Annotated in this window: 28 protein-coding genes and 1 pseudogene; 6 read left to right on the top strand and 23 right to left on the bottom strand. The window is 72.5% G+C overall.

From position 1 onward, the window contains the following. Nucleotides 1–11: 11 nt before the first annotated feature. Both AB0M62_RS10620 and AB0M62_RS10615 read right to left on the bottom strand, forming a co-directional pair. Entirely contained in the window at nt 12–1229 is a 1218-nt protein-coding gene (locus AB0M62_RS10620; protein WP_366073758.1) for an aminotransferase class I/II-fold pyridoxal phosphate-dependent enzyme, read from the bottom strand. 112 nt (nt 1230–1341) lie between these two features. Beyond that, nucleotides 1342–2046, bottom strand: a complete 705-nt coding sequence (locus AB0M62_RS10615; RefSeq protein WP_366073757.1) for an ANTAR domain-containing protein — start codon at nt 2044–2046, stop codon at nt 1342–1344. A gap of 77 nt (nt 2047–2123) precedes the next feature. Here AB0M62_RS10615 and AB0M62_RS10610 point away from each other — a divergent pair, with 77 nt between their 5' ends. Then, on the top strand, nt 2124–3284 hold the full coding sequence (locus AB0M62_RS10610; protein WP_366073756.1) for a PAS domain-containing protein: 1161 nt from the start codon (nt 2124–2126) through the stop codon (nt 3282–3284). Here AB0M62_RS10610 and AB0M62_RS10605 read toward each other — a convergent pair. The 3 genes from AB0M62_RS10605 to AB0M62_RS10595 form a co-directional block, all read right to left on the bottom strand. Further along, entirely contained in the window at nt 3265–4101 is an 837-nt protein-coding gene (locus AB0M62_RS10605) for an RNA polymerase sigma factor SigF (protein ID WP_366073755.1), read from the bottom strand. The two genes, AB0M62_RS10610 and AB0M62_RS10605, sit on opposite strands and share 20 nt — an antisense overlap. A 279-nt stretch (nt 4102–4380) precedes the next feature. Then, nucleotides 4381–4701 carry a DUF3618 domain-containing protein gene (locus tag AB0M62_RS10600; protein WP_366073754.1) on the bottom strand — a complete coding sequence of 107 codons (321 nt, stop codon included), beginning with the start codon at nt 4699–4701 and terminating at the stop codon, nt 4381–4383. Further along, nucleotides 4698–5093 carry a phage holin family protein gene (locus AB0M62_RS10595; protein WP_366073753.1) on the bottom strand — a complete coding sequence of 132 codons (396 nt, stop codon included), beginning with the start codon at nt 5091–5093 and terminating at the stop codon, nt 4698–4700. Before AB0M62_RS10595 ends, AB0M62_RS10600 begins: the two co-directional genes overlap by 4 nt. A 167-nt stretch (nt 5094–5260) precedes the next feature. Between AB0M62_RS10595 and AB0M62_RS10590 the strand changes: the two genes are divergently transcribed. Together AB0M62_RS10590 and AB0M62_RS10585 are read left to right on the top strand one after the other, a co-directional pair. Further along, nucleotides 5261–5635, top strand: coding sequence for a DUF2795 domain-containing protein (locus AB0M62_RS10590; protein WP_366073752.1), 375 nt, complete (start codon nt 5261–5263; stop codon nt 5633–5635). A 75-nt stretch (nt 5636–5710) separates the two neighbouring features. Continuing rightward, complete coding sequence (locus AB0M62_RS10585) at nt 5711–6145, top strand: CBS domain-containing protein (protein WP_366073751.1); 435 nt, start codon at nt 5711–5713, stop codon at nt 6143–6145. Between the two features lie 63 nt (nt 6146–6208). Here AB0M62_RS10585 and AB0M62_RS10580 read toward each other — a convergent pair whose 3' ends face one another. Beyond that, nucleotides 6209–6790: a TIGR03086 family metal-binding protein gene (locus AB0M62_RS10580; protein ID WP_366073750.1), complete on the bottom strand. Its 582-nt coding sequence runs from the start codon at nt 6788–6790 to the stop codon at nt 6209–6211. A 5-nt stretch (nt 6791–6795) separates the two neighbouring features. Then, the gene (locus AB0M62_RS10575) at nt 6796–7041 is read right to left on the bottom strand and encodes a DUF6158 family protein (protein WP_366073749.1); all 246 of its coding nucleotides are present in this window, start codon (nt 7039–7041) and stop codon (nt 6796–6798) included. Between the two features lie 102 nt (nt 7042–7143). On the opposite strand from AB0M62_RS10575, the gene AB0M62_RS10570 reads away from it, so the two are divergent. Beyond that, the gene (locus AB0M62_RS10570; RefSeq protein WP_366073747.1) at nt 7144–8649 is read left to right on the top strand and encodes a phosphatase PAP2 family protein; all 1506 of its coding nucleotides are present in this window, start codon (nt 7144–7146) and stop codon (nt 8647–8649) included. A 47-nt stretch (nt 8650–8696) separates the two neighbouring features. On the opposite strand, the gene AB0M62_RS10565 is transcribed toward AB0M62_RS10570, so the two are convergent. The 14 genes from AB0M62_RS10565 to AB0M62_RS10500 form a co-directional block, all read right to left on the bottom strand. Beyond that, complete coding sequence (locus AB0M62_RS10565; protein WP_366073746.1) at nt 8697–8996, bottom strand: gas vesicle protein K; 300 nt, start codon at nt 8994–8996, stop codon at nt 8697–8699. Further along, nucleotides 8993–9199 carry a gas vesicle protein gene (locus AB0M62_RS10560; RefSeq protein WP_366073745.1) on the bottom strand — a complete coding sequence of 69 codons (207 nt, stop codon included), beginning with the start codon at nt 9197–9199 and terminating at the stop codon, nt 8993–8995. The genes AB0M62_RS10565 and AB0M62_RS10560 overlap by 4 nt, the downstream gene beginning before the upstream one ends. Beyond that, nucleotides 9196–9981, bottom strand: coding sequence for a GvpL/GvpF family gas vesicle protein (locus AB0M62_RS10555; protein ID WP_366073744.1), 786 nt, complete (start codon nt 9979–9981; stop codon nt 9196–9198). The genes AB0M62_RS10560 and AB0M62_RS10555 overlap by 4 nt, the downstream gene beginning before the upstream one ends. Then, nucleotides 9978–10316 carry a gas vesicle protein GvpJ gene (gene gvpJ, locus AB0M62_RS10550; RefSeq protein WP_366073743.1) on the bottom strand — a complete coding sequence of 113 codons (339 nt, stop codon included), beginning with the start codon at nt 10314–10316 and terminating at the stop codon, nt 9978–9980. Before gvpJ ends, AB0M62_RS10555 begins: the two co-directional genes overlap by 4 nt. After that, a complete protein-coding gene (locus tag AB0M62_RS10545; protein WP_366073742.1) occupies nt 10313–11434 on the bottom strand; it encodes an SRPBCC family protein in 1122 nt (373 codons plus the stop codon). The genes gvpJ and AB0M62_RS10545 overlap by 4 nt, the downstream gene beginning before the upstream one ends. Beyond that, complete coding sequence (locus AB0M62_RS10540) at nt 11427–12062, bottom strand: DNA primase (RefSeq protein ID WP_366073741.1); 636 nt, start codon at nt 12060–12062, stop codon at nt 11427–11429. The genes AB0M62_RS10545 and AB0M62_RS10540 overlap by 8 nt, the downstream gene beginning before the upstream one ends. Continuing rightward, complete coding sequence (locus AB0M62_RS10535; protein ID WP_366073740.1) at nt 12059–12298, bottom strand: gas vesicle protein GvpG; 240 nt, start codon at nt 12296–12298, stop codon at nt 12059–12061. Before AB0M62_RS10535 ends, AB0M62_RS10540 begins: the two co-directional genes overlap by 4 nt. A 5-nt stretch (nt 12299–12303) precedes the next feature. Next, complete coding sequence (locus tag AB0M62_RS10530; RefSeq protein ID WP_366073739.1) at nt 12304–13020, bottom strand: GvpL/GvpF family gas vesicle protein; 717 nt, start codon at nt 13018–13020, stop codon at nt 12304–12306. Beyond that, nucleotides 13017–13442: a gas vesicle structural protein GvpA gene (locus AB0M62_RS10525; RefSeq protein WP_366073738.1), complete on the bottom strand. Its 426-nt coding sequence runs from the start codon at nt 13440–13442 to the stop codon at nt 13017–13019. Before AB0M62_RS10525 ends, AB0M62_RS10530 begins: the two co-directional genes overlap by 4 nt. Nucleotides 13443–13463: 21 nt before the next feature. Then, nucleotides 13464–13778 (bottom strand): gas vesicle protein, encoded by a 315-nt coding sequence (locus tag AB0M62_RS10520; protein WP_366073737.1) that lies wholly within the window; start codon nt 13776–13778, stop codon nt 13464–13466. 38 nt (nt 13779–13816) lie between these two features. Beyond that, nucleotides 13817–14701: a non-homologous end-joining DNA ligase gene (ligD, locus tag AB0M62_RS10515; protein WP_366073784.1), complete on the bottom strand. Its 885-nt coding sequence runs from the start codon at nt 14699–14701 to the stop codon at nt 13817–13819. A 137-nt stretch (nt 14702–14838) separates the two neighbouring features. Next, the gene (locus AB0M62_RS10510; protein ID WP_366073736.1) at nt 14839–16683 is read right to left on the bottom strand and encodes a transketolase; all 1845 of its coding nucleotides are present in this window, start codon (nt 16681–16683) and stop codon (nt 14839–14841) included. A gap of 1 nt (nt 16684) precedes the next feature. Continuing rightward, complete coding sequence (locus AB0M62_RS10505; RefSeq protein ID WP_366073735.1) at nt 16685–18010, bottom strand: NAD(P)/FAD-dependent oxidoreductase; 1326 nt, start codon at nt 18008–18010, stop codon at nt 16685–16687. Nucleotides 18011–18074: 64 nt separating this feature from the next. Beyond that, entirely contained in the window at nt 18075–18509 is a 435-nt protein-coding gene (locus tag AB0M62_RS10500; RefSeq protein WP_366073734.1) for a phage holin family protein, read from the bottom strand. Between the two features lie 157 nt (nt 18510–18666). Here AB0M62_RS10500 and AB0M62_RS10495 point away from each other — a divergent pair, with 157 nt between their 5' ends. Both AB0M62_RS10495 and AB0M62_RS10490 read left to right on the top strand, forming a co-directional pair. Next, nucleotides 18667–19479 carry a methyltransferase domain-containing protein gene (locus AB0M62_RS10495; protein WP_366073733.1) on the top strand — a complete coding sequence of 271 codons (813 nt, stop codon included), beginning with the start codon at nt 18667–18669 and terminating at the stop codon, nt 19477–19479. Nucleotides 19480–19519: 40 nt separating this feature from the next. After that, on the top strand, nt 19520–19879 hold the full coding sequence (locus AB0M62_RS10490) for a VOC family protein (RefSeq protein ID WP_366073732.1): 360 nt from the start codon (nt 19520–19522) through the stop codon (nt 19877–19879). Between the two features lie 114 nt (nt 19880–19993). Here the strand turns inward: AB0M62_RS10490 and AB0M62_RS10485 are convergent, their stop codons facing one another. Together AB0M62_RS10485 and AB0M62_RS10480 are read right to left on the bottom strand one after the other, a co-directional pair. Next, nucleotides 19994–21961, bottom strand: a complete 1968-nt coding sequence (locus AB0M62_RS10485) for a DUF5107 domain-containing protein (RefSeq protein WP_366073731.1) — start codon at nt 21959–21961, stop codon at nt 19994–19996. Nucleotides 21962–22055: 94 nt separating this feature from the next. Next, nucleotides 22056–22739: pseudogene (locus tag AB0M62_RS10480) on the bottom strand (arginase family protein); the annotation flags it as partial. Nucleotides 22740–22817 lie beyond the last annotated feature (78 nt).

Genomic DNA, 22817 nt, shown 5'->3' with positions numbered 1-22817 from the left:
GCGGGCGCAGGTCATCGCAGTTCGTCGAAGGCCGATCCGAAAATGCTGAGTGCTCGCGAGACATGCGGCAATTCCAGCGGATCCGCTGCGGTGAGGGACTCCATGCGCTGCTCCTCGGTTGCCCCGAGCAGCGGCCCGGTGGCCAGCCGTACGCGCAGAGCGCCCAGTTCGTCGCCGAACCGGTGGCCGCCGGGAACGGGCGAGCCCAGGCGGTGGGTCAGATAGTCCTCCAGATCCATGGAGTCGCTGACCCCGCGGGCCGCCAGACCGGAACGCAGCGGGTGGAGGTCCGCGTAGAAGTGACGGCCGGCCTGTGGGGGGCGGGCCAGCGCACCGGAGACCAGGACCGCGTGGTGGAGTGCGGCCGCGACGCGCGCGTGCAGGGCCGAGGCCGAGGCGGCCCGGTCGGTGACGGTGCGCGGTTCACGGAGGGCGTACGCGGCGGCCTCGGCGACCGGGCCGGCGCAGAACGCGCCGACGGCGGTGAGGATGTCGAGGGTGCGGGCCCGCAGCGCGGCGGCCCTGCGGGTGGCGGGGAAACGGGCCACGGCGGCGGGCCAGCCCGCCGGCGCGAGGGCACCCGCCAGATCGGTCAGTACGGTCACATCGTCGGGGAAGGTCTCGGCCGGACTGACCAGCACGGTTTCCTGCGGCTGGTGCACGGTGTCGCGCCACGTCTCGTCGCTGATGATGGCCATCCCCTCGGAGACGGCGGCCTCGCAGGTCTCGCGCAGGACTTCGGGCGGGGCCACGGTCCCGGTGGGGTCATCGGCGACGGACAGGAGCAGGAGACGTGGCTCCCCGCCCTCCGCGCGGACCCGGCGGATCGTCTCCAGGAGCGCGAACGGATCGGGCACACCGCCGCACTCCGCCGGGGTGGGTACGTGGTAGGAGGGCCGGCCCAGCAGCCTGACCTGCGGGGTCCACCAGGCGGGGCACGGGCGCGGCAGCAGGACGTCCCCGCCGTGTGCGGCGGCCATGGCCAGCAGCAGCGGAGGCGCGCCGGGGGCGGCGGCCACCTGGTCCGGTCCGGCCGGCAGGCCACGGCGGCGCCAGTAGCCGCAGGCCGCCTCCCGGACGGGCTCACCGCCGCCGGGCGGTTCGGGGGCGGCGCGTCCGGCCGCGGCGGCGAGCACCGCTGCCAGGTCCGGCAGGACGGGCAGGTCGGGCCCGGGCGCGGGCGGCCCGTACCGGACGGGGCCGCGGCCTTCGGACGCCGTCGGCTGCATGCCTCCACCTCCAGGCTCCGGGTCACGCCGCCCGGGTCGTGTCACGGGGAGCCGACCGGGCCCCTGAGCCCTTTATACGTATGTTTGACGGGTTTGGCGCCGCCTGCCGCTCCTATGGGCCCTCGGCCAGGAGGGACAGATCCCGCTCCAGGCCGAGGCCCCGGGTGCGTACGACGGCTTCGGCGACGTCGGCGAGCTTGCGGTTGGTGCGCTGGGAGATCCGCCGCAGCGTCGCGAAGGCCTCGTCCGCGCCGCAGCCCAGTACGTGCATGAGGATGCCGCTGGCCTGGTCGATGACCGGGCGGGAGCGCAGCGCGTTCTCCAGCTGGCCGACCTCGGAGAGGGCGGCCATGTAGCGGCGGTCGCGGACCATTCCCGCGGCGGCCATGTCGCCGAGGACGGTGACCGGGCCGTGGGCCGCCGCGCCGAGTGTGCCGGGGCGGAAGCTGAACAGGCTGATGGTGACCGCCAGCCCAGCCCGGCGGAACGGCAGAGTCACACACGCCCGGACACCGGAGTCCAGCGCCGCAGCCCGGTACTCGGGCCAGCGGTCCTCGTCCAGCAGGTCTTCGGTGTGCACCGGCTCACCGGCGTCCAGGGCGGCCGGCACCGGCCCCTCACCGGTCGCCAGCTGTACCGCTACGAGTCCCGCCAGGTCGGGATGGGTGGCTGCGGGCCGGTCCGCGCTGCCGTCCGTCACGGTGGCGACCGCGCCGCAGCAGGCGAGGGTGCAGCGGGCGGACTGCTCGGCGAGCTCCGACAACTTCCGCAGCGAGGAGGGCGATTGGGATCCTGAGAACTCCTGCTCGGCACGCATGGCGGGGTGCCTCCCTTCTCTTTCCCGGCTTCCCCGCCCCATCCCCGGAAAACGGCTCGACCGGCTAGCTTTCTCGCATGGCACAGCTGGACGAATTCGGTGAAGAACTTGCGGATTTCCGGACGCGGGTAGGCGAGTTGGCCCAGGCACGTTCCCTGCCGCCGGACAAGCGGCTTTCCGTACTGGACGCCGCGCTGATAGAGCTCCAGCACGTGGCGGACACCCTGTGGCCGGGCTTTGAGCGGCTGGCCGCCGGCCGGGCCGCCGTGCCCGCCGCCGAGCGGCAGGAACTCCAACTGCTGAAGGCCCTGTTCCAGCGCCATCCGCTGCCCGTCGCGCTGGTGGACCGTGAGACGGTCGTACGCCGCATCAACTTCGCCGCCACCGGGCTGACCGGCGTACGCGCCGGCTACGCGACCGGACGGCCCTTCGCCGGTGTGCTCACCCCGGGCGACCGGGCCGCGTTCCGCTCCCAGGCCGCCGCGGTGGCGCGCGGCGAGGGCGACCGCAGCCTCGTCGTACATCTCCAGCAGCAGCCGCACGTGCCGCTGCGCGCCACCCTCACCGCGGTTCGCCCGCCGGGCGAACCGCACATGGCGGTCCTCGTCGTGCTCCAGGCCGGAACCCCGGGCGCGGCGCCGTCCACCGTGCCGGCCGGCGGACGGCTCACGCCGGGGCCCGACCTCGCCGAGGCGACACGGCACGCCGAACTGATGGACCTCGTGGACGCCATGGCCGCGGCCCTGCTCCGCGCTGCGGCCGGAGGCCGGGAGGCGGTCCTGCACCGCGCGGCGGGGGTACTGCACAGACGGTTCGCCGACTGGGTGGTCGCGGACGCGGGCAGCGGCCCGCCGGTCCGTACGGCCGTACTCGGACCCGCGGACGACGCGGCGATACCCGTACTGCGCTCGCTCAACGGGCAGGACCCCGCCGACTGCCCGCTCGTCGTCGAAGCCGCGCGCGGCGGTTCGGCCGCCCTCCAGGTGCGCCCCGAGGACCCGGACGCCTTCGGCAGCGACGCCTCGGGCGCCTCGCTGCTCGTCCGGGCCGAGGTCACCTCGCTGCTGTGCGTACCGCTAACCGTCCCGGCGGACACGGGCGCGGCCGGACCCGGCCCCGTGCAGGGGGTGCTCACGTTGTTCCGTACCGGCTCGCGACGCGCCTTCTCGATGGCCGAGGGGCAGGCCATGGACATGATGTCGCGTCACATCGCCCTCGCTATGCGGCGTCCTTCATGATCTCGTCGTGCGCCGGGCGGTCCGCCGTCGCCTCGTCCCGCATCACCTCGTCCCGCAGCCGGGTGCAGCAGCGGCTGATCAGCCGGGACACGTGCATCTGTGAGATGCCCAGGTCCTCCGCGATGCTGCTCTGCGTCATGTCGCGGAAGAAGCGCATGTAGAGAATCCTGCGCTCGCGTTCGGGGAGTTGGCGCAGCCGCGGCTTGACGGCCTCGCGGTCGAGGACGACATCGAGCGCGGGGTCGGGGCCGCCGAGCGCGTCGCTCAGTTTGTACCCGTCGTTGCTGCCGGGCAGTTCGGCGTCGAGGGAGAGCGCGGTGAAACTCTCCAGGGCTTCCAGCCCCGCGGTCGCCTCCGCCTCCGTCATACCGGCGTGGGCGGCGATCTCGGCGGTGGTGGGCGCGCGGCCGGACACCGTCTGGGCGAGTTCCTGGAGGGCGACGCGGACCCGGTTGCGCAGTTCCTGGATGCGGCGGGGGACGTGGAGCGTCCACATGTGATCCCGGAAGTGGCGTTTGACCTCGCCGGTGATGGTCGGCACGGCAAAGCTCTCGAAAGCGGCGCCGCGGTCGGGGTCGTACCGGTCGACGGCCTTCACCAGGCCCAGGGCGGCCACCTGACGCAGGTCCTCCAGGGACTCGCCGCGGTTGCGGAACCGGCCGGCAAGCCGGTCCGCCATGGGCAGCCAGGCGCGTACCAGATCCTGGCGCAGTGCCTGCCTGTGCGGGCCCTGGGGCAGTACGGACAGCCGCCGGAAGGCCTCTGCGGTATCGGGCGCGTCGTCGTGCGGGTGCTTCGCGGTCGCGTGAGTGCGCATGTGTGGCAACTCCCTGAGCGGTGCTTACGGATGGTTGTCACCGTGGGAGGGCCGCAGCGGACGCGGACAGGGCCGAGGGCGCGCCCCGGGGGCGTCGAGCCGCTCCCACGGACGTGCCTCCGGTCCGAAGCACGATGGGCGCGTTCCCGGGGACGAGCGCTTCAAACGAGCCCGGCACAGGGGCCGCACACGCCGCACACACCGCAGTGGCCGGGAACCCCGTCATCCGGGTTCCCGGCCACTGCGGCTCACATCGGCGTGGTCGTCATGGCCGCGCCGTCAGCACCGCCGGCACCGCCAGACCGGCCGCTTCGCACGCGCGTTCCGGCGCCGGCCGAGGACCACCGCGAGGAGCAGGATCGCTCCCCCGGCGGCGGCCACGAGCGGCCCCGGGTGGCGGCGGATTGGCTCGGGGGTGTGCTCCTGGACCGCGTGCACCGCCTTCGAGGCCGTCTCCTGCACGTGAGCCCTGACCTCCGCGGCCTTCTCCTGGGTGCGCGCCTTCACGTCGGCCTTGGCCGCCAGCTGTTCCGCCGTGGCGCCCAGCCGGGAGCGCGCCTCCTCCACCCTCATCTGGGCATCTTCGGTGGGCTTGCTCATCGGTGGGTCCTCTCCTTCAGCTCGTGGATGTCCGCCCGTACGCTCTCGACGGTCCGTTCCGGGGCGAGCGGCGTCGCCCGGCGGGTTTCCTTCCGGCCCAGCAGGGCGAGCAGCGCCGCCAGGACCGCCAGCAGCCCGGCCACCACCAGCCCCGCGGCCCAGACCGGAATGACCAGCGCCAACGCGGCGATGGCGGCGACCACGAGCGCCTGGAAGGCGAAGAGGCCCATGATTCCGGCGCCGCCGTACAGTCCTCCTCCTCGCCCGGCCCGACGCCCCTTGTCCTTCAGTTCGGCGCGGGCGAGAGCGAGCTCCTCCCGCACCAGATCGCTGAGCTGCTCGGACGCCTGCTTGACGAGTTCGCCCACCGAGGGCTCCGGGGACACCGCCATGATCCTCACCTCCGTGGGGTCGGCCTCGGCCGGCCGTTCACAACACCTTGCATGCTCATGGCCGCTCGGCCGGGACAACGGGTGCCCCGCCCCAATGGCACCAAACATCCGTGTTGCGGCTGCGTCACCGGGTACGCGCATCACACTCCCGAACCTTGGAGGTACTCATGCAACGAGGGAGCGCCCGGCTCAGCCGGCGCCAGGACGATGAGATGAAGCACCAGCTGCAGGGGCTGCTGCGCTCCGGCCACCCGACCCGGACGGAGGAGTGGAACGACCCCGAGCCCCTCGCCGAGGACGACCCCGAGGTCGCCTCGGGGCCGGTGCCGCGGCCGGGCTCCACCAGCGAGACCGACGGGCTGCGCTTCGAGCTGGCCCGGCACCTGGCCCGGACCCCGTTCCCTGCCCACCGGCGGGAACTGCTGCGGACCCTGGACCAGCGTCACGCACCCGACCGGCTGCTGGACCTCGTGGCCCAACTGCCGCCCGACCGCACCTACCGCACGGTGGAGGACATGGTGAGGGCGCTTCCGGAGGAGTAGGCCCGCTTCCCACGGGTACTGCGGGCGGAGTCATACCCGACGCACGCAAGCACCCACAGGGAAGGCGGACCCCCCATGGCCCAGTACGTGAGGGAAGTCATGACGCCGGGCGTCGCTGCCGTACGGCCCGACGCCTCGCTCGTCGAAGCGGCGCAGCTGATGCGCTCGCAGGACATCGGGGATGTGCTGGTCGCCGATGGTGACCGGCTGATCGGAGTGGTCACCGACCGGGACATCGCACTGCGCGCCGTGGCGGACGGGTTCGACCCGCTCACCGTGAACGCGCAGTCGGTGTGCACCCCGGACCCGGTGTGCGTGGGCCCGGACGACGAGGTGTCGACGGCGGTGGGGCTGATGCGCCGCCACGCCGTACGGCGGCTCCCGGTCGTGGAAGGCGGCCGTCCGCTCGGAGTGGTGAGTATCGGCGATCTCGCGGAGGCGCAGGACCCGCACTCGGTACTGGCCGACATCAGCCGGGCGGCACCGGAGTCACCCGACGGGCTCCGGTAGTCCGGCCCGCCCGACCTCCTCCGCCCACCCCCCGAAGAGGGTGTGCCGCTCCCCTGAAGAAGCTCAGACGCGGCGGCCCAGGAGGGCGAGGAGCCTGGTCTGTGCGTCGGCCCCGGGCGGCGGCTCGACCGGGGCGGCGAACAGGCCGGTCGCCTCCAGACCACCGGCGTACGGGGTCACCTCCTCGGCGGTGAAGTCCACCAGAGCGTCCGGAAGCCGCTCCGGCGCGCCGATCGCGCGGGAGAGGTCCCAGGCGTGGACGACGGCGTCCGCGGTCATCTGCGCGCAGTAGGCCGACGCCCGGGTTCTGCCGTACGACAGGTGAACGGTGCGGGCCAGCGCGCCGGGGGCGCCGAAGGCCTCCCGGGCTGCCGTCGCGGCGGCATCCCAGGCGGTCACCGGGTCGTCACCGAGAACCTCCCCCTCCAGCGCGTCGGCCACGTCCTCCACCGTGCGGCGCTGGGTCACCAGCAGCGGAACCCACAGCTGCTCGACGGTGAGGTGGTTGACCAGATCGGCCACGGACCATTCCGCGCAGGGCGTGGGGGCGTCCCACTGGTCCGGGCGCACCGCGTGCACGCGCTCGGTGAACAGGGCCAGTGCCTCGGCGTGCCGGGCGAGGAGTCCACTTCCCGAAGGTCCCATACAACTCACTGTCGCCGGGCGCGGGCACCCTCGCGAGTTCTGCCCTCGGCCGCGGGCCGGTCGGGGTGGCGGCGCAGGTACTCGCCCTCCAGCTCGGCCATCCGGATGTTGTGTGCGTGCAGGGCGTCCAGCGACCCGTGCAGCAGCGTGTCGTGCCGGGTGCGGTGGATGGTCTCCAGCTCGCGCAGCAGATCCTGCTCCTCGAGCCGTGCCGGGTCCACACCACCGTGCCTGCGCTCCGTGTCCTCCATGACGAGCCTCCCGTTCGTGTGGGTACTCCACTCTGCGGGTACCCGCAGGGGGCGAAATACCCGGAAGTTTTCGAAGCCGTCCGGCCCGGGTACGCGCGTGCCATGTCGCACGAGATCACGCAGGGTCCGCCCGGGGCGAAGCCCGCCCGGATTCTGGAGCTGCTCAGTGGCTGGGACCGCAGGGTCTTCCACGCGGTGGCCACCCGCCACTGGCCCGGCACGGATCCCGTGCTGCCGCGGCTGAGCCACAGCGCCAACCACGGGCTGCTGTGGTTCGCCACCGCGGCCGCCATCGGCACGCTGGGCGGCAGTACGCGGGCACGCCGGGCGGCGGTGCGCGGTGTCGCCTCGCTGGCGCTGGCCTCCGCCACCATCAACACCGTCGCCAAGCGCTCGGTGCGGCGGACCCGGCCGGTGCTGGACGCGGTGCCACTGATGCGCCAGCTGAAGCGGCAGCCCATCACCACGTCGTTCCCCTCCGGGCACTCCGCCTCGGCCGCGGCCTTCGCGACCGGCGTCGCACTGGAGTCCAGGGCCCTCGGCGCGATCGTCGCCCCGCTCGCCGCCGCGGTGGCCGTCTCCCGCGTCTACACCGGCGCGCACTATCCCAGCGATGTGATCGTGGGTGCGGCGCTGGGTGTGGGTGCGGCCTTCGCCGTACGGGGACTCGTACCCACGCGGGAGCAGCTGCCCGCCCCCGGGCGGCCGCACGCGGACGCGCCGGCGCTGCCCGGCGGCAAGGACCTGGTGGTGGTTGTCAACCGGAGCTCGGGATCCGCGGCGGCGCGGGCCGGCCTGGTACAGGACGCGCTCCCCCTCGCCGAGGTGCTGGAATGCGAGCCGCAGGACATCACCGCCACCCTGGAGCAGGCGGCCCGGCGGTGCCGGGCGCTCGGTATCTGCGGCGGCGACGGAACCGTCAACGTGGCCGCCGAGGTGGCCGCCAGGCACCGGGTGCCGCTCGCGGTGTTCCCGGGCGGCACGCTGAACCACTTCGCGTACGACCTCGGTATCGAGGAGGTGCACGACACCTGCCGGGCGCTGGCCACGGGTGACGCCGTCAAGGTCGACCTGGGCCGCTTCACACCGGGTCCGGGCGGCGCCGACGGGCCGGGGTACTTCCTCAACACGTTCAGCCTGGGCGTCTATCCCGAGCTGGTACGGATCCGCGAGCGCTGGTCACCGCGGATCGGCGGGTGGCCGGCCGGCGTGCTGGCCGCACTGAAGGTGCTGCGCGGCGAGCATCCGCTGGAGGCCGAGTTCCACGGACGGCGGCGGGCGCTGTGGCTGCTGTTCGCCGGAAACTGCATCTACCAGCGGATGGGCCCGACCCCCGGCCGGCGGTACGACCTGGCGGACGGCCTGCTGGACGTCCGTGTGGTGCACGGCGGCCGCCTGCCCGGCCTGCGGCTGCTCGCCGCGGCGCTGGCCGGTCCGCTGAGCCGCTCCGCCGTCCACGCCGCCGTGCGGCAGCGGCGGCTGCGGATCTCCGGTATCGTGCCGGGCACGCTTCTCGCGTACGACGGAGAAGTAGCGACAGCACCGGACGAGCTGCTGATCGACAAGGCCGACGAGGCGCTCACGGTGTACCGCCCGCTGCTGCTCTGAGGGAATCCGGGGCTGATGGGCGCCCGTGCTGACAGCCTGCCGGCCTGTCAGCGCTCGGTGGGCAGCAGCGGCCCCAGCGGACCGAGGTCGATATTGAGGTCTCCGGGCTCCAGACCGAACTTCTCCCGCAGGACGTCCATCCGGTCCTCGAGCAGCATCAGCGTCAGCCCGATCCGCTCCTCCTGCTCCTCCGTGAGCTCCCCGGTGTCCACGCGGCGCAGCGCCTGCCGTTCCATGAGCTGACGCAGCAGCTCCACCACGGTCAGCACCAGCTTCGCCAGGTCGCGTTCGACCGTGTCCGGGTCCAGCTCGACGCGGCGGCGCGGTCCCTGCTCGTGCTCACTCATACGGCCTCCTCCCAGGGGGACCGGACCTGGGCACCGACCGAGCTGATCAGGGCGTTGAGGTCGATGCGTACGAGGTCGACGTCCGCGATCCGCAACGTGACGTCACCCGTGATGACGACGCCGCCCGCGAGCAGCCGGTCCAGCAGGTCCACGAGGGCCAGTTCCCGCCGGGCCAGCGGCGAGACCTCCGTCGCGCCGGTCATCGTGCGGCCTCCCCTGCGGGGAGACCGGGGAGATCGGCGAAGGAGTACGGCGCCCAGGGGCCGGTCAGTTCGACGCGGATGCCGGGCTGCTGCGGGGTCAGCCGCCGGACGTGTCCGACGAAGGTCTCGCAGCTTTCGCGCGGTACCAGGTAGGCGGCGTTGAGGACATTGGTCCCCGGCGCCCCGGAGAGCTGGGCGTTCTGCGGCCGGTGCAGCTTCCCCGCCTCCGCGTGCCGGCCGAGTTCACCGTGCAGGCGGTTCGACAGGGCGTCGGCCCTGGCCCAGTCGCCCTCGCGCGACCGCCGCTCCTGGAGCCGTCGGCGCAGATAGTCGCGGCCCGTGGCGGGGGGCTCCGGGGCGCGCGGCCGCCCGCGGGGTTCCGGGTCCGGATCTACGTAAACCTTCACACCCCACTCGACCCGGCCGTCCAGCCGCTCCAGCGTGGCGGTGAAGCGCTCGCGCCCGGAGTCGAGCAACCGTCGTACGCCGCTGTCGTCGTGGCAGACGGTGGCCAGCCGCAGGGGCAGCGGGCACGTGACGGTGCCGAGGGCGGCGACCACGCCCTGGTGGGCGCGAGCGGTTCCGGTGAGCCAGTCGAGGTCCTCGAGGTGCGCGCGGAGCGGGACCTCGTCGAAGTCTTCCGCGGGCACCGGGCTCACCACCGCGACCAGGCCGTCGTGGTGGAGCAGCCTGGGCGGCTCACCGTCGAGGCCGCACGTGCCGTCGGGCAGCACGCCCTCGAAGGGGCGGGTCACGGCGTACACATAGCGCAGTTCGTTCATGCGGGGTCCTTGCGCTCGTGGTGGCCGGCGGCCTCCTCCAGCTCGGCGACCCGGCGCTGCAACTCGGCATTCTGCTCGGCGAGTTCGCGGCGGCGCGCGCCGGAGGAGAGGGCCGGATCGTCCTCCCACCAGTCGATGCCCATCTCCTTGGCCTTGTCGATGGAGGCGACGATCAGCCTGAGCTTGATGGTCAGCAGCTCTATGTCGAGGAGATTGATGCGGATGTCACCCGCGATGACGATGCCCTTGTCGAGAACGCGCTCGAGGATGTCCGCGAGGTTGGCGCTGCCGTCGGCGGAGCCGTAGGGGTCGGGGAGGCGGCTCGCGGTCGTCATCGGCGACCGCGGTTCCCGGAGGCGGCGTACTCGCGCTGCTTCTCCGTGTCCTCGTCCGCGTCCTCCTCAGTGGCCGCGGCCTCGTCCTCGTACTCGCCTTCGTACTCGTCCTCGTACTCGTCCTCTTCGGCCGGCGCCTCGTCGGGTTCCCGCCGCTCCTCGTCGCGCACGTCGCGGGGTTCCTCCTCGTAGGCGTCCCCTTCCGCGCCCTCTTCCGCGACCTCGTCCGCGTACGCCTCGGGCTCGTCCTCCCACTCCGCTTCGCCCTCGCCGTCCGGCAGTTCCCCGGCCCGCTGCTCCTCCGCGACGGCGTCGTCGTGCGTGAGCACCACCTCGCCGTCCCGGATCTCGCCGCGCCAGCCGCCCTCCGCCTCGCCGCGCATCGAGATGTGCCGGGCGAAGTGCTTGAGGTCCAGGCGGGCGCGTCGGCCCTGGGCGCGCCAGATATTGCCCGTCTTCTCGAACAGCCCCTTGGGGTAGTACTCGATGACCAGCAGCACCCGGGTGAGGTTCTCGCCCAGCGGGTGGAAGGTGACGACGCCCTTGGTGGTGCCCTTGGCCCCCTCGGAGGTCCAGACGATCCGCTCGTCCGGCACCTGTTCGGTGGTGTGCGCCTTCCAGCTCCGGCTGGACCAGAAGATCTTCAGGTCCCAGTCCGAGGTGGTGTCGTCGGCGACGCTCGCGCTCTTCACGCCCTTGGCGAACGAGGAGAACTCCTGGAGCCGGGTCCACTGGTCGTACGCCTGGCGCACCGGGACCCCGACGTCGATGAACTCCATGATGACGGTGGGTTTCCGGCCGCCACCGCCCTTCTTCCGCCTGCCTCCGAGCCCCTTGAACGCGTCCACGACGTTGTCCTTCAGGTGGGAGGCGCCGACCTCCAGGGCGCCGCGGACCGGGCCCTTGCCTTCGGCGAGCTTCCGGCCGCCGTCGAGCGCGAGTTTGGCGAATCCCGGAATGCGGCCCTCGGCGATGTCATTGAGCTTGACCGTGCTTTCGCCGAGCTTGCGGCCGGCCCCGGTGAGCAGCCGTTCGGCCTGGGCGAGCAGATAGGCACGCAGCTCCTCCTTCACACGGTCGGTGGCCGGACGGTCCAGAAGGTTCTTCGTGTCAGGCACGGCCCCGGCCCCCCTTCGCGGTGCTCTTGGCGCTGCTCCTGGCCGGGCTCTTGGCGGAGCTCTGCTCGGTGGAGGAACGCTCGGCCGTGCGCCGGGCCGTCGTGGCGGCCGGCTTCGCCGCCGATTTGGCCGGCGCCTTGGCAGACGCCTTGGCAGACGCCTTCCGGGCGGGAGCGGTCTTGCGGGCCGCCGCCTTCTTCCGCGGTGCGGGCCGCTCACGCTCCTCCCGCGGCTCCGCCTCGTACTCCTCCTCGCCGTCGTCTTGGGCCTCGTCGTCGGCGCCCCGCAGGTCCGGCGTGTCCGGCACCGCCCCGGAGATCCGGTCCTGCACACCCCGCGTACGGTCGTGCAGGCGGTCGGCCAGTCCCTCCAGCTGCCGGTTCACCAGGGCGCCGGTGGCCGCCCTGCCCACGCCGCGCATGTCCTCGCGCAGCTGGTCGCCGATCTCCTTGAACTGGGGGTTGTTCTGCAGCTGTGCCGTCGCGAACTCCGCGAGCGCCTTCGGATTCAACTGCAGCCGCTTACCCATGACCAGGGTGCCGATCCCGAAGGCGAGTTTCGCCTTCTTCGTACGTCCTAGGACATAACCCGCACCCACGGCGAGCCCCAGAACCAGCCGGTTGTTCATATCTGTCTCGTCCCGTTCCTCTGCAGCCGCTCGAGGAGCTCGTCCTCGCGGCGGTCGAATTCGGCGTCGTCGATCTCGCCGGCCTCGAGTCGCTGCTCGAGGAGGGCGAGTTCGCGCTGCACGGCCGAAGGGTCGTAGTACTGCCGCTCCGCCTCGTCCACCACCCGCCGCAGTACCCAGAGGGTGCCGCGCAGCGGTGCCGCCGGCAGCAGCAGAAGCTCTCCCAGCAGGCCCATGGCCGCTACTCCACGAAGCTGTAGGGCGGCAGCGGCCCGTTGACCTGCAGGACGAGCTGGGGATTGCCCCGCTGCAGCTCGCTCACCTGGGCCACGAACTCGTCGGCGCGCTCCCGCTCCACCAGGAACGAGACGTTCGCCAGCCAGCCTGTGCTCTGCGGGCCGGGACACACATCCGCGGCGACGCCCTCCAGAGCCTGTCGCACCGCGGTGCCGTCCCGGGCCTCGCGCCGCTGCACAGCGGCGACGATCCGCTCGCCGAGGCGCAGCTTCTGCTCGTAACTTCCGCCGCCGGAGGCCTGGTTGGCCGCGCTGAGCGCCCGCAGTTCCGGGTCGTCGGCGAGGACCTGGTGGAGGACGGATTCCTCGTCGTGCGTGGCCTTCACGTTGTACTCGACCTTGCCGTCGAGGGCCGCCAGCCGCTCCAGGTAGTGATCCTCGCGCTCGGCGAGCACCGCCGCGACCGTCTCGTCGTCCGGCGAGATGCCGCCGAACCGCATGGGCAGCACGGCGCCGGCCGCGCCCGCCTCCGACAGGACGCTCTGATGCGCGACCAGGTCACGCCGCTTGGGCTTGAGGTCCTCGGGCGCGTCGCTCACCAGGGCGGCGAGCCTGCCCTGCGACAGGACGCGGACCGGCCGCGGCGGGTCGCCGACTCCGCCCATCTTCTCCGGGAGGCTGGGGTGCGAATCCCGCGCGATTCCGTAGATGTAGGTACTCATTCCTGCTCCTCCTTCCGGCGGGCCGTGGCGGTGCGGCGGGCGCGCGGCTTGGACTCGGTCTCGCTCTCCTCGCGGGCCTGTTGGAAGGCCTTCGAGACGGTTTCCGCGGCGCCGGACAGGGCGCCCTTGGACTTGCCGCGCGCGCCGGACTCGGTGATCTCACCGACGAGGTCGGGGAGTCCGGGGCTCTTGCGCGGGCCCGCTTCGAGGTCGAGCCGGTTGCAGGCCTCGGCGAAGCGGAGATAGGTGTCGACGCTGGCGACTACAACGCGTATGTCGATCTTGAGGATCTCGATGCCGACGAGGGAGACGCGGACGAACGCGTCGATCACGAGCCCTCGGTCGAGGACGAGTTCAAGTACGTCGTACAGGCCACTGGTGCCGCCCGAGCCCCCACCCTGCTGTGCTGGGACAACAGTCATTGCGTAGTGCCCTCCTTGGTTTCAGGACCGGTTGTCGGCCCGGCCGCGTTCGTAGCGGCGGACCCGTCGGTAGCCGGTCAGCTCGCCGTGCGGGTCGATGTCGACCTCGTACGAGGCGAGCAGGCTCATCGTGTCGGGGACGCGGGCGAGTTCGAGTACCTCGACCACCAACGTCCAGCCGTCCTCCGAGCGTTCGAAGGACGTGACCGTTTCGGCGGTCATGCCGGTGAGTTCGGCCAACTGGGTGCGCGCGGCGCGCAGCACCTCCACCGAACCCGGCTGCTTGTCCGCCGAATTCTGATTCTTCCGCGATGCGTTCTCTGATGTGTTTGCCATGAGTGCCTCGACGGATCGGGTTGCCCCGATCGCCGAGGTCAAACCCGGCGGGTCCCTCGCGGCCGGCGCAACGCGGCGAGCCGGCGGCCGGCCGGGCCCAGCGAGCGGCCCCGACCGAGCACGGTCGCCCAGGGGTTGGTGCGAGCCTGTTCGAGGACGTCTGCGACGGTCCAGCGCCGCGCTGTGAGACTCGTCTCCTCCAACTGGTCCCAGCTGATCGGTGTGGCCACCGGTGCGCCGGGCAGGGGGCGTACCGAGTACGGCGCCACGGCCGTCTGGGCGTAGCCGTTGCGCTGGACGTCCAGGTAGAGCCGGCCTGCCCTGTCCTTCTTGCGTACCGCGGTGGTCAGCGCGTCCGGATCGCGGGCGGCGAGCGTTTCGGCCACGTCTCCGGCGAACTCGCGAACTCCGTCGAAGCCGGTGCGGCGGTCCAGCGGCACGATGACGTGCAGGCCCTTCGAGCCGGTGGTCAACAGCGCCGAGGGCAGCTTGAGTTCATTGAGCAACGCGCCGAGGTGCCGGGCCGCCCGGCGTACGGAGTCGAAGTCGTCCTCCGGCGGGTCGAGGTCGAAGACCAGCCGGTCCGGGTACTCGAGCCGGTCCGCTCGCGACGGCCAGCGGTGGAAGGTGATGCACGCCTGGTCGGCGAGGAACACCAGGGTCGCGGCGTCGTCGCACACGGTGTGCGTGACGGTGCCGCCCTCCTTGGGGACCTCTTCCCGCCGTATCCAGTCGGGATAGCTGTCCGGTGTGTCCTTCTGCATGAAGTGGGGGCCGGCGATGCCGTCGGGATACCGCTCCAGCATCAGCGGGCGGCCCCGCAGGTGCGGCAGCATGAAGGGCGCGACGTCACGGTAGCAGCCGACAAGGTCGGTTTTGGTGAGGCCGTCGTCGGGGAACAGCACCTTGTCCGGCCGGTGGATCGTGACGGTACGACGGCCTGCCCGGACGCGCTCCGGTGCCCGGGCCGTGGCCCGGGCACCGGAGCGGGCCGCCTCTACGGCCCCGTCTGCGCGCGCCACGCGGGCGGTCACCGAAGGACCGCTCGCCCGGCCGGCGGTCACGGTACGACCGCTTGGCCGACCAGCAGCCGTACCGCCGCCGCGATCGAGTCCGCGTCGATACCCGCCGCGTGCAGTTGCTCCTCCGGGGTCGCCGATCCCGGCATGTTGTTCACGCCCAGCCGTACCAGCCGCGGCATCGGCCGCCCGTCGGCGAAGGCCTCGGCGACGGCATCGCCGATCCCGCCCTGCGGCCGGTGGTCCTCCACGGTCAGCAGGCAGCCGGTGGCGCCCGCCGCTTCGTACAGGGTCTCGGCGTCCACGGGCTTGACCGAGTACAGGTCGATCACCCGCACCGCGATCGACTCGCCCTCCAGCAACTCCGCGGCCTTGAGCGCCTCATGGACCGTCACCCCGGCCGCGACGACCGTCACACGGTCGTCCTCCCCCGCGCGCAGCACCTTGGAGCCGCCCACCGGGAAGTCCTCGTCCGGGCCGTAGAGAACCGGCATCTCGCCCCGGGTGGTCCGTAGATAGCGCACCCCCGCCAGGTCGGCCATTGCGGCGACCAGCGCGGCGGTCTGGTTGGCGTCGCACGGGTGCAGCACGGTGCTGCCGTGGACGGAGCGGAACATGGCCAGGTCCTCCAGGCCCATCTGGGAGGGGCCGTCCTGGCCGATCGAGACGCCGGCGTGCGAGCCGACGACGTTGATGTCCGCGTCGCTGACCGCCGCCATCCGTACGAAGTCGTGGGCGCGCGTGAGGAACGCGGCGAACGACGAGGCGTACGGAACCCAGCGCCGCGCCTGCATGCCGACCGCGGCGGCGACGAGCTGCTGCTCGGCGATGTAGCACTCGAAGAACCGCTCGGGGTGCTCCTTGGCGAAGAACTCCGCGCGTGTGGAGTCGCTCACCTCGCCGTCGAGCGACACGACGTCGGGCCGTGCCGCGCCCAGTGCGGCGAGCGCCTCGCCGTAGGCGTTGCGGGTGGCGACGGAGTCGCCGATCTCGTAGCGCGGCAGATCCGGCCGGCCGGCGCCCATGGTGTGCGGGTCCCGGACGTCCGGCGGGCGCTGGACCTCGACCCGGATGGAGCGGCGCCCGCCGAGCTCCTCGATCGCCGCCTCGGCGTCGGGCAGCGGCTTGCCGTGCATGCCCTCGCGGTCCTCGACGGCGGCGACACCCCGGCCCTTCATGGTCCGCGCGATGACGGCGGTCGGCTGTCCGAGGGTCGAGCGGGCCTCGTTGAGGGCGGTGTCGATCGCTTCGACGTCGTGACCGTCGGTCTCGACGGTGTGCCAGCCGTGGGCGCGCAGCCTGCGGGCGTACGCGTGGAGGTCGCTCCCGTAGCGCGTCGGCCCACGCTGTCCGAGCCGGTTGACGTCGATCAGCAGGGTGAGGTTGTCGAGGTGCTCGTACCCGGCGTGCTCCACGCCTTCCCAGACCGATCCCTCGGCCATCTCGCTGTCCCCGGACAGCACCCAGACGCGGTACGGGATGCGGTCGAGCCGCTTGCCCGCGAGCGCCACGCCGACACCGATGGGCAGGCCTTGTCCGAGGGAGCCGGTGGCGACATCGACCCAGGGCAGCCGGGGGGTCGGGTGCCCTTCGAGCAGGCTGTCGCGCTTTCGGAAGGTGAGCAGTTCCTCCTCGTCGATGGCTCCGGCGGCCCGGTAGAGGGCGTAGAGCAGTGGGGAGGCATGGCCCTTGGAGAGGATGAACCGGTCGTTCCCAGGATGGTCGGGCCGGTCGAAGTCGTACTGCAGATGGTTGGCAAGGAGTACGGCGGCCAGGTCCGCGGCCGACATGGAGGAGGTCGGATGCCCCGACCCGGCCGCGTCGGCGGCGCGTACCGCGTCGACGCGCAACTGCTGTCCCAGTTCGGCCAGTTCTTCGTAGCGCATGTCACTCCTTACGGTCGGGTCCGCCCGGCGCGTGCGCGAGTTCCGGCGAGGCCGTGTCCAGCGGCACCGACCACTCGCGCACGAGACCCAGTTGCACGGCCTGGCGCGAGAGCACTGCGTCCAGCATCCAGTCGGCGGCCACTCGCACCCGGTTGCCCGGCATGGCCGCCAGGTGGTAGCCGCGGGTCACGGCACCCGCGAGCGGGCCGGACAGCGGTACACCCATCGGATTGGCGGCCGCCTTGACTCCGCCCAGGTCGACGGCGAATCCCATGTCGTGGTGTTCGTACGTCTGCCGCTCGCCGTGTCCGAGCGAGGCCGCGACATTCCGGCCGGCCACCTTGCCCTGCCGGCTCGCGTGCTGTGCCGTCATGGGGGTGAACTGGCCCGGGCGGGTCAGATCGGGTACCGCCGCCGCGTCACCGCAGGCGAACACATCGGGATGGCCGGGCACACCGAGCTGTGGATCGACGACGAGGCGTCCCCGTTCGACGGGCAGACCCAGCTCGGACACCAGCGGATCGGGTCGTACGCCGACGCACCAGACGAGGGTCCTGGTGTCGATGAACTCGCCGTCGTCCAGCATGACGCCGGTGGGGCCGGCGTGCTTGACGGAGGTCCTGGTCCGGACGTCCACACCGCGCTCCCTCAGCACCCGGTCGGCGGTGGTCGACAGCCGGCGGTCCAGGTCCGGCAGGACCCGGTCGGCGATGTCCAGCAGCAGCCATCGCGGCCGCAGCCTTTCGCGCCAGGCACGCTGTTGGCGAACCAGCTCGTCGGTGAACATCTGGCCCTGCGCCGCCACTTCGGTGCCGGTGTACCCGGCTCCGACGACCACGAAGGTGCAGCGTGACGCACACTCTGCAGCGTCACCCGTCGCCGCCGCCATTTCGATCTGGCGGGTGACATGGTCCCGGAGGAAGAGCGCTTCGGGCATGCCGCGAAAGCCGTGGGCGTACTCGGCGACACCGGGGACCGGCAACAGCTTGTTGACGCTGCCGACGGCAAGGACGAGCCGGTCGTACGTCAGGTCGCCGGTCCCGCCCTCGGGATCGGTGTAGTGCACCCGCCTCGCGGCCAGGTCGACGTGGCCGGCCTCGCCGAGCACGAGCCGCACCCGGGGCAGCGTGCCGGGGAGGGAGACGGTCACCCGCCGCGGTTCAAGGACGCCCGCGGCTACCTGGGGCAGGAGGGGCAGATACAGAAAGTAGTCGGTCGGATTCAGAAGTACGATCTCGGCCTTGCCCCGCAGAGTGCGCGAGAGCGTACGGGCGGCCTGGTAGCCGGCGAATCCGGCTCCGACGATGACAACACGGGGTCGGTTCACGATGCCTCTCAGAGGTCGGCAGTGTGACTCCCCGGTGCCCATGCGCACCGGGGCCAAACACCTGCTAGCCGGCGCGGCGCGGGGTTTCCGGGTTCACCGGTGAGCCGCCCGGGGGTACCGGCGGTGGGGCGAGCGGTGCGCCGCCGGTGGGCGGGACGGGCGGAGCGGGGGGCGCCGGGGGTGCGGGCTGTGCGCCGAGCCCGGAGGCTTCGGCCGGGGCGGGCGAGCCGGTGCGGCCGGGGCGCGCCGCCTGCCGCATCATCTCGGCCGCGCCGAGGAGCAGTATCGCGACGACGAGGGCGGCGGCCCAGCCGGGCAGGACCAGGGCCAGTACGAGTAGGAGGAAGGCGGTGGCAGCCGCCCCGCCGTACAGGGCTGCCGCACCGGCCCCTCCGTACAGGCGTGCCGAGCGACGCTGCTTCCTGGTCTGTTCGCGCAGTTCGTCCTTGATCGTGTCCCGGACGACCTGTGCGACCTGTTCCGAGAGATTCATATCCATGGCGCTCGGGTACCCCGGTGGTCCTGCGGTAGTCCCGCCCGGCGCCGACATGGGCCGTGTCCATATTTCGAAACCCATATCTCATCATGCGACCCGGCTGCATACCCTGGTCCGTATCGCTTCGACACCCGGTGAGCACGCGAGAAGGAGTACGGCCATGCCGAAAGAGACCGCCGTCTACACCCACGGACACCACGAGTCGGTGCTGCGCTCCCACCGCTGGCGGACCGCCGCCAACTCCGCGGCCTACCTGATCGGCGAACTGCGGCCGGGCCTCGATGTGCTGGACGTGGGCTGCGGACCCGGCACCATCACCGCCGACCTGGCCGCCCTGGTCGCTCCGGGCCGGGTGACGGCGGTCGACGCCGCCCAGGACGTGGTGGACCAGGCGCGCGCGTACGCGGGGGAACGCGGCGTGCAGGACGTGGAGTTCGGCGTGGCCGACGTACACGCCCTGGACTTCCCCGACGACTCCTTCGACGTCGTGCACGCCCACCAGGTCCTGCAGCACGTCGGCGACCCGGTGCAGGCGCTGCGCGAGATGCGCCGTGTCTGCCGCCCCGGCGGGATCGTGGCGGTGCGCGACGCGGACTACGCGGCGATGACCTGGTTCCCCCGGGTCCCTGCGCTGGACGGCTGGCAGACCCTGTACGACCGGGTGGCCCGCGCCAACGGCGGTGAGCCGGACGCCGGGCGCAGACTGCACTCCTGGGCGCGGCTGGCCGGCTTCACCGACATCACCTGCACCGCCACGTCGTGGTGCTTCGCGACCCCCGCCGAACGCGCGTGGTGGAGCGGACTGTGGGCGGACCGCACCACGAGCTCGTCGTATGCGGAGATCGCGGTGGCCGGCGGTCACGCGACGGCGGAGCAGTTGTCGGCGGTCGCCGCGGCATGGCAGGAGTGGGGCGCGCAGGAGGACGGCTGGTTCTCGGTCCTCAACGGCGAGATCCTCTGCCGGGCGACGTAACCGATCACGGCCGACGGCATCGCCAACTACCCTCGCCGGTATGGAAATCCTGGGAACCACGCTGCGTGTCTGCGTCGACGACCTGGAGACCTCGGTGGTCTTCTACGAACGGCTCACCGGCAGCCCGGCGCTCCGGTTCGAGCGCGGGGGCGTCTCCGTCGCCGCGGTCGGCTGCTTCCTCCTGATGAGCGGGCCGGAGTCGGAGCTCGAGGTACTGCGGAAGGTGGCGGCGACGATCGCGGTGAAGGACGTCGGCGAAGCCGCCGGAGTCCTCACCGCGTCGGGCGCGACGATCGTGGCCGGCCCGGTACCGACCCCGGTCGGCCGCAATCTGATCGCCCTGCACCCGGACGGCTCGGTCTTCGAGTACGTGGACCGCAACGCGGCGGGCGCAGGCTGACCCGTCGGGCGGGTGGGGAGGGGTCCGGGCGTCAGGCCCGCCGGGTGATCGCGATGCCGGCGGCCCCGGCCCCGCGACTTGCGGGGCCGGGGCACGGGCCGCGTCACCCGACGGTCAGGACGGCGGGCGCATGCGGTACTCGTAGGGCTCCGGCAGCGGGTCCCGGGTGAGGGCCGACCAGACCTCGCCCAGTGTCTCGTCGCCCTCGCGCAGATCCGCCACTTCGAACCCGGCGTCGAAGACGGCCCGCGCTGCGTCCGGGGCTCCCTCGGCCTGCAGGAGCTGTGCCTCGACCAGGCGGAACCGGCCGCGCTGCTGTACGGCCGGGTGCAGCCTGTCCCACACGGAGCGCGCGTCCGCGGGCCGGCCGGCCGCGAGGAGCGCCGCGATCGCCTCGCGGCCCAGCGCGGCCGTCGCCGCCGTCCATGCCTCGCCGTCGCGGCGCTCCTGGCAGAGATCGTCGAAGGCCTCCATGTAACGGTCGGCAGCGCGCGGCACGTTGCCCGCGTGCCGGTCGGCCACGGCGAGGCAGCGCAGCAACGGCCAGAGTGACGGCGCCAGTTCGAGGCCGCGCTCCCAGCTGCGCACCGCCTGCGCCAGATCGCCCGCGTGCCACTGCGCGATGCCCAGGTGGTACTCGGTGAGCGGTTCCGCCGGCGCGGTCTCCAGCATGTCGCGCCAGTGCGGGGCGACCAGCGAAGGCCCGGGTGGGATCACCTTCCGGGGAGCGGGGAAGCTGCCGCTGCGGTACAACTCCAGCCAGGGCGCCTGCGGTTCACCGAGTGCGGCCTCGTCGAAGGGGGTGCCGGGCAGGTTGTGACCGGCGCGCAGCACTTCGAGGGCGCCCCAGCCCGACCCGGTCGCCAGCCTCCGGCCCGGCTCACTGTCGGCGTACGGCCGCCAGTTCTCGTACGCCGCGTCGACCCGCGCCCGCGGGAGCGCGGCCTCCAGGCGTGCCTCCGCCTCGGCGCGGGCCGCCGCCCAGTCCGTGCCATGGACGGTCGCGGCGTCCGCGGCCAGCGGCCCGTACGCCTCCAGCCACGCGAATTCCCCGCCCGCCTCGAGCTTCACATGCTCCAGCTGGGTGCGGGCCAGGCCCGCCTGGATCTCGGCATAGCCGGGCGTGCCCGGCTCGGTCAGCCACTGCTGCCAGCGCCGGCCGCCTCGCCCCGATCCCCACAGGAACAGCTTGCGGCCGCGCAGCAGGTCGGTCGAGGTCTGGACGAGTCCGTGCCCGTCCCCGTCGAGCGAGGCGATCCACCGCCGGGACCCGTCCGGCACCTCGTAGAAGTAGTCGGCGGGGTACTCGCTGCGCAGCGGATACGTACGGTCCGCCCCGGCCCACTCCGGTACCGGCACCCGGCGCAGGCTGCGCTCGTACCCGAAGTGCCAGGCCTCCTCGGCGGGCGCGAGGACGCGGGTCCGGGCCCCCTCCTCCACCGCGATGTTGGACCACCAGTACACCGGCGCGGGCCGCTCGTGCGGGTTGCGTATCCGCACACCGACGTACAGGAAGTCGGAGTCCCCGGGCAGCCACAGGTCGACCTGGAAGGGCAGGTCGCGCAGCCGCTCCCACTCCCAGAGCCGGACCATCTCGCCGCCGTCCGGGGCGGGTACGAGCGCCGCGTGCAGAGGGGCGCAGGAGAGCGTGGTGTGCCCGGTGGCGCCGATGTTCCACTCGACGCCTCCGGAGAACCAGGCCCCGTTGAGCGCGAAGTCGGCGGGCTGGAAGACCGGATTGCGGTAGAGCAGTTCGCGGCCGGTGGGCTTGTGGTGCAGGGAGTGGACACGGCCGCCGAGTCCCGGCACGACGGTGGCCCGCAGCCGGTCGTTCTCGATGACGACCGCCTCGAACGCGGTCGGCGTGCGCTCGCGTCCGTAGCCGTCCAGCACCCGCACCGGCAGGACACTGCGCAGCGGCTCGTATCCGATCTGGCGCGCCATGTCACGCGGCAAACCCTCACGCGCCCTGTCGTCGAGCTCATGCATCTCGTCGAGGGGACGCAGTGCGGGCAACGGATTCTCGGGTCCCAACGGGGCGGCGGGCAGGGTCAGTACGGTGCGACGCACGGTCGTGGCCAAGGCAACCTCGCATCCTTCGCGCGGGCCGCCGTCCGGCGCACCCCCGGTGACCATGGAACACGCCGGTGACCGGACTGGCCAGGGGATGACCTCGTCACGATTGCGCAAAGGCCCCCACGACGAGGTCGGCGAGGAGCTTGCCCGCGGTCCCGTCGGGGTCGAGATCCGGGTCGTAGATGGTCACGTTGAGCCCCACGCAGCGCTCCGAACGCACCAGGACCGCCAGTACTGGGCCGAGTTCGTCGGGCGACAGCCCGCCGGGATCCGGACTGTCGACGGCCGGCATCACGCTCGGGTCCAGGACGTCGGCGTCCAGATGCACCCAGAAGCCATCGGTGGCGGGCGTCTCAAGGCTCTGCAGCACGGCCCCCGCCAGGTCGGCCGCACCCCACTCGCGGATCTCCCCCACGGTCGCCGTCGGGATCTTCAGCTCGGCGAGCTCCGCCCGGTCCTCGTCGTAGTCGCGGATACCGAACAGCCTTACGTCCTCGTCCCGCAGGTACGGCTTCAGTCCCTCCAGGTCGGCCAGGTCGGACTGGCCCCGGCCGGTCGCGAGCGCCAGCTCCTCGCCTCCCGCGGCGCCGACGCGGTCGGAGTTCCCGGGGTGCCGGAAGTCGGCGGACCCGTCGATGGACGCGAGGCCGTACCGGCCGATGCGCCGCAGCGCGAGTGAGGCGCCGAGCTGGATCGAGCAGTCTCCGCCCAGGACGAGCGGGAAGTCCCCGGCCCGCACGTGGTGTTCGATCCGGTCGGCGAGTTTGCGTGTGTACGAGGCGAGCCCCGGATCCGGAGGATGTCGTGGCGTTCGTGAGGGATGACTCCCAACGCTGGTCGGCGGAGTCCGACGAGGACGACC

The sequence above is a fragment of the Streptomyces sp. NPDC051219 genome, assembly GCF_040682335.1.
GTDB lineage: Bacteria > Actinomycetota > Actinomycetes > Streptomycetales > Streptomycetaceae > Streptomyces.
The sequence above is the reverse complement of the archived record's forward strand: the minus strand, read 5'-3'. Positions and strand labels throughout refer to the sequence as shown.

Coding starts and splice junctions, on each gene's coding strand:
- AB0M62_RS10620 (WP_366073758.1), bottom strand. CDS start 1,229: ATGCAGCCGACGGCGTCCGAAGGCCGCGGCCCCGTCCGGTACGGGCCG.
- AB0M62_RS10615 (WP_366073757.1), bottom strand. CDS start 2,046: ATGCGTGCCGAGCAGGAGTTCTCAGGATCCCAATCGCCCTCCTCGCTG.
- AB0M62_RS10610 (WP_366073756.1), top strand. CDS start 2,124: ATGGCACAGCTGGACGAATTCGGTGAAGAACTTGCGGATTTCCGGACG.
- AB0M62_RS10605 (WP_366073755.1), bottom strand. CDS start 4,101: ATGCGCACTCACGCGACCGCGAAGCACCCGCACGACGACGCGCCCGAT.
- AB0M62_RS10600 (WP_366073754.1), bottom strand. CDS start 4,701: ATGAGCAAGCCCACCGAAGATGCCCAGATGAGGGTGGAGGAGGCGCGC.
- AB0M62_RS10595 (WP_366073753.1), bottom strand. CDS start 5,093: ATGGCGGTGTCCCCGGAGCCCTCGGTGGGCGAACTCGTCAAGCAGGCG.
- AB0M62_RS10590 (WP_366073752.1), top strand. CDS start 5,261: ATGCAACGAGGGAGCGCCCGGCTCAGCCGGCGCCAGGACGATGAGATG.
- AB0M62_RS10585 (WP_366073751.1), top strand. CDS start 5,711: ATGGCCCAGTACGTGAGGGAAGTCATGACGCCGGGCGTCGCTGCCGTA.
- AB0M62_RS10580 (WP_366073750.1), bottom strand. CDS start 6,790: ATGGGACCTTCGGGAAGTGGACTCCTCGCCCGGCACGCCGAGGCACTG.
- AB0M62_RS10575 (WP_366073749.1), bottom strand. CDS start 7,041: ATGGAGGACACGGAGCGCAGGCACGGTGGTGTGGACCCGGCACGGCTC.
- AB0M62_RS10570 (WP_366073747.1), top strand. CDS start 7,144: ATGTCGCACGAGATCACGCAGGGTCCGCCCGGGGCGAAGCCCGCCCGG.
- AB0M62_RS10565 (WP_366073746.1), bottom strand. CDS start 8,996: ATGAGTGAGCACGAGCAGGGACCGCGCCGCCGCGTCGAGCTGGACCCG.
- AB0M62_RS10560 (WP_366073745.1), bottom strand. CDS start 9,199: ATGACCGGCGCGACGGAGGTCTCGCCGCTGGCCCGGCGGGAACTGGCC.
- AB0M62_RS10555 (WP_366073744.1), bottom strand. CDS start 9,981: ATGAACGAACTGCGCTATGTGTACGCCGTGACCCGCCCCTTCGAGGGC.
- gvpJ (WP_366073743.1), bottom strand. CDS start 10,316: ATGACGACCGCGAGCCGCCTCCCCGACCCCTACGGCTCCGCCGACGGC.
- AB0M62_RS10540 (WP_366073741.1), bottom strand. CDS start 12,062: ATGAACAACCGGCTGGTTCTGGGGCTCGCCGTGGGTGCGGGTTATGTC.
- AB0M62_RS10535 (WP_366073740.1), bottom strand. CDS start 12,298: ATGGGCCTGCTGGGAGAGCTTCTGCTGCTGCCGGCGGCACCGCTGCGC.
- AB0M62_RS10530 (WP_366073739.1), bottom strand. CDS start 13,020: ATGAGTACCTACATCTACGGAATCGCGCGGGATTCGCACCCCAGCCTC.
- AB0M62_RS10525 (WP_366073738.1), bottom strand. CDS start 13,442: ATGACTGTTGTCCCAGCACAGCAGGGTGGGGGCTCGGGCGGCACCAGT.
- AB0M62_RS10520 (WP_366073737.1), bottom strand. CDS start 13,778: ATGGCAAACACATCAGAGAACGCATCGCGGAAGAATCAGAATTCGGCG.
- AB0M62_RS10510 (WP_366073736.1), bottom strand. CDS start 16,683: ATGCGCTACGAAGAACTGGCCGAACTGGGACAGCAGTTGCGCGTCGAC.
- AB0M62_RS10500 (WP_366073734.1), bottom strand. CDS start 18,509: ATGGATATGAATCTCTCGGAACAGGTCGCACAGGTCGTCCGGGACACG.
- AB0M62_RS10495 (WP_366073733.1), top strand. CDS start 18,667: ATGCCGAAAGAGACCGCCGTCTACACCCACGGACACCACGAGTCGGTG.
- AB0M62_RS10490 (WP_366073732.1), top strand. CDS start 19,520: ATGGAAATCCTGGGAACCACGCTGCGTGTCTGCGTCGACGACCTGGAG.